Below are 3850 nucleotides of genomic sequence, written 5' to 3'. Positions count from 1 at the left end.
GGCAATGACCAATTCAAAACCAGCATGAACTGGCAGCTGAAGGATAGTCTTTACAAGTATGATGGTGATTTGGGAGCGCGTGTTTCTCAAGCGGGCAAACAAGTGGACTTAACCTTCTGGTCACCAAGTGCGGACCAAGTAGATTTGGTGGTCTATGACAAGGAAGATCAGAACAAGGTCCTTGGGCGCATAGCTATGCAGAAGGGTGAGTCTGGTACATGGACTAGCAGCTTGACGCCTGAGAGCGGGCTAGGTCTTTCTGACTATCGTGGATATTTCTATCATTATGAAATTAGCCGTGGCGGCAAAAAAGTCCTTGTGCTGGATCCCTATGCCAAGTCTTTAGCCGCTTGGAACAGTGAAGATGCGGACAAGGGGGATGCTTACAAGATTGCTAAGGCGGCCTTTGTAGATCCAAGTGAATATGGACCGAAAGACTTAACCTATGCCAATATTCCGAATTTCAAGAAGCGAGAAGATGCCTTGATTTATGAGGCGCACGTTCGTGATTTCACTTCAGATCCAGCTATTTCAAAGGATTTAAAATCTCAATTTGGGACCTTCTCAGCTTTCATTGAGAAATTGGATTATTTGAAAGACTTGGGAGTGACCCACGTTCAGCTCTTGCCAGTTCTGAGCTATTACTTTGTCAATGAGCTGAAAAATGCTGAACGTATGGACAAGTACGCTTCCAGCAACAGCAATTACAACTGGGGGTATGACCCGCAAAACTACTTCTCGCTGACAGGTATGTACTCCAGCGCGCCGACAGATCCAGCCAAGCGCATTGAGGAATTTAAAAATCTTGTCAACGAAATTCATAAGCGTGGCATGGGCATTATCATGGACGTGGTCTATAATCACACAGCCAAGACCTCTATCTTTGAGGACTTGGAGCCCAATTACTACCACTTTATGGATGCGGATGGCACACCGAGATCCAGCTTTGGTGGCGGCCGCTTGGGGACTACCCACTATATGAGCAGAAGGGTCTTGGTGGATTCGATCAAGTATCTGACGGAGCAGTACAAGGTAGATGGTTTCCGCTTTGATATGATGGGAGACCATGATGCAGAGTCCATCCAAAAAGCCTTTGAAGAAGCTAAAAAGCTCAATCCAAATCTCATTATGCTGGGTGAGGGCTGGAAGACTTATGCAGGTGATGAAAATAAAGCTGTCCAGCCTGCTGACCAAACTTGGATGAAGTCAACAGATACGGTGGCGGTCTTCTCAGATGACATTCGTAATACCTTGAAATCGGGTTATCCAAATGAGGGAACACCAGCCTTTATCACTGGCGGTAAACGCAATGTAGAAGATGTTTTCAAGAATATCAAGGCACAGCCAACCAATTTTGAGGCGGATAGCCCAGGGGATGTGATTCAATACATCGCAGCTCATGATAATCTGACCCTCTTTGATATCATTGCCCAGTCGATCAAGAAAGATCCGGCAGTCGCTGCTAATAATCAAGAGATTCATCGCCGTCTGCGCCTAGGAAATCTGATGATGCTGACTTCGCAAGGAACACCATTTATCCACTCTGGTCAAGAATACGGCCGGACCAAGCAATTCCGCGATCCTGCCTATAAATATCCTGTTTCCGAAGACAAGGTTCCAAACAAAGCGCATTTGTTGACCAATGAGGACGGCACGCCGTTTGAATACCCGTATTTCATTCATGATTCCTATGATTCAAGCGACGCGGTCAATCATTTTGACTGGACCAAGGCGACTGATGCGGAGAAATTCCCTGAAAATGCCAAGAGCCGTGCTTATATGAAGGGCTTGATTAGTCTGCGGAAATCAACGGACGCCTTCACTCGTAGTTCCAAAGCAGAAGTCGATCAAAATGTGACTCTCATTACCCAGCCTGGCAAGAATGGCGTTGAGAAAGAAGACATGGTCCTTGGCTACCAAGTGGTTGCTTCGAATGGAGATATTTATGCAGTCTTTGTCAATGCGGATAAAAAGGAGCGAAACTTCAACTTTGGTGAAGCCTACAAACATCTAGCAGGCGCAGAGGTTGTGGCTGATGGCAATAGCGCAGGAGTCACAGCTATTTCAAATCCAGCAGGTGTCACTAGAAACAGTAATGGCTTGACTCTAGCTCCGCTGACAGCGACAATTTTGCGGATTAAAAAGGCGAGTCCAGCTCAAGAAGAAAAGCCTCAAGATACAAATAAAGACATCCAGCAAAATCCGTCTCAAGGCAGCGTTAAGGAGCTTCAAAAAGAACAAAGTCCTAGCTTGTCGAATAAGCTTGTTCAAGTTCCATCTACATCTCCATCGTCAGAGAGTCAAAAACCACTTGCTGCAGAGCCGCAGCAGGACAAAGTAAGTCCTACCGAGACTGCTTCGACAGAAAAAGTCTTGCCGAAAACTGGCACAGAAACTTCTCTGCTTGCACTTTTAGGTGGTTCTCTTGCCTTCTTTGCTGGCTTGCTCGCTTTTAGAAAGAAGCAATAAAGTAGAAGAGAATAATCTCCTCTAGCAGTTGTAGAAATCCATATTTCTCACCGTGATAGTTAAAAATGAGAGTGGGACAGAAATCGGTAATTCGTTAGAATTCGATTTCGTCGTCCCACCTCCGCACAGTTGAGTAGGGCTGTAAAAGCTGATGAAATCAGCGTAGTAGAGCCCACTCAACCACTGCGTCTTGCTCGACAATCCAAAGAAAAAATGAGGCTAGGACTTTTGTCCCAGCCTCATTTTCTTATTTAGTAGGGGTTGAATGAAATTTACACACTCTTGCCTGGCAAGAGGTTCACTGGCAGGAAGTAGCCCGTTGTTGTGACTTCTTGCTTGTCAATTTTTTGTAGCAGTAAATCGACCAGAAGTTTGGCAATCTCTTTCAGTGGCTGTTTGATAGTCGCTAGTTGAGGATAATAGTTCTCCACAAAGTAGGTTCCGTCGTAGCCGATGATTTTTAAATCTTCGGGAATCTGGATGCCTAGCTCCTGAGCGACTTTCATAATTAAAATGGCTGTCAAATCATCTGATGCGAAGATAGCATCTGGCTTCTTGTGAGTCAAAATGTGCTTGATTTCCATTTCCTTTCGGACTGGAGAAAAGTCGCTAGACACATTGATAATAGGAGCGTCTGGTAGAACAGAGGCGAAGCCAGCATGGCGCAGGCCGGTAGGCGAGTTGGAATTGTCATTGCCAGTAATCATAATGATGTTTTGAGCGCCAGCCTTGACCAAGGTCTGAGCTGCCAGCACCCCGCCGCCATAGTTGTCTGAGGAGACAACTGGAATATCTGGTGAAAGGTTACGGTCAAAGGAAATGATGGGAGCAGTCACGCGATTGTAGTCTTCGATGCCTAGATTGTGACTGCCGGAGATGATGCCGTCCACCTGGTTGGCTTCCAGCATCTCAAGGTATTCACGCTCCTTGTCTGAGTTATGCTCGCTATTGCAGATGATGGTTTTATAGCCCTGTTTAAAGAGCTCGTGCTCTAGCTTGCCAATCAATTCTGCATAAAAGACATTGCTGATATTAGGGAAAATAAGGCCAATTAGCTTGGCTGACTTACCTTGGAGACTTCGCGCCAGATTGTTGGGCTTGTAGGCCAATTCTCGCATGGCTGCTTCAACCTTAGAAATCGTTTTGTCGGATAAGTAGCCTTTTCTGTTGATGACGCGGGAAACAGTTGTAGGGCTGACTCCTGCTAGTTTTGCTACATCAGTTAGCTTTGCGACCATAATCTAATTCATAGTAAGTACCGGTTGGATTGCCCTTGGTAATGGCAATGCCTGTCTGGTCTTCTCTCGGGAAGACACGGCCGGAAAATACTTTCTCTCCTTTATTGATGAAAATTTCAAAAATTGATTTATCGATGAAGATA

The 3850-nt window shown here is 45.6% G+C and carries 3 protein-coding genes; 1 reads left to right on the top strand and 2 read right to left on the bottom strand.

Annotation, left to right across the window (positions count from 1 at the left end; all coding sequences use genetic code 11):
* Positions 1 to 2469: pullulanase (locus Q0191_RS09490; RefSeq protein ID WP_297665953.1), on the top strand; the 2469-nt coding region annotated here is incomplete at its 5' end.
* Between the two features lie 272 nt (positions 2470 to 2741).
* On the opposite strand, the gene Q0191_RS09485 is transcribed toward Q0191_RS09490, so the two are convergent.
* Both Q0191_RS09485 and Q0191_RS09480 read right to left on the bottom strand, forming a co-directional pair.
* On the bottom strand, positions 2742 to 3707 hold the full coding sequence (locus Q0191_RS09485) for a LacI family DNA-binding transcriptional regulator (protein WP_297665951.1): 966 nt from the start codon (positions 3705 to 3707) through the stop codon (positions 2742 to 2744).
* A partial coding sequence (locus tag Q0191_RS09480) for a GH32 C-terminal domain-containing protein (RefSeq protein ID WP_297665955.1) occupies positions 3688 to 3850 on the bottom strand: 163 nt, incomplete at its 5' end. The genes Q0191_RS09485 and Q0191_RS09480, both read right to left, overlap by 20 nt.

It is taken from the genome of uncultured Streptococcus sp., from assembly GCF_938036805.1.
Classification (GTDB): Bacteria; Bacillota; Bacilli; order Lactobacillales; family Streptococcaceae; genus Streptococcus.
The sequence above is the reverse complement of the archived record's forward strand: the minus strand, read 5'-3'. Positions and strand labels throughout refer to the sequence as shown.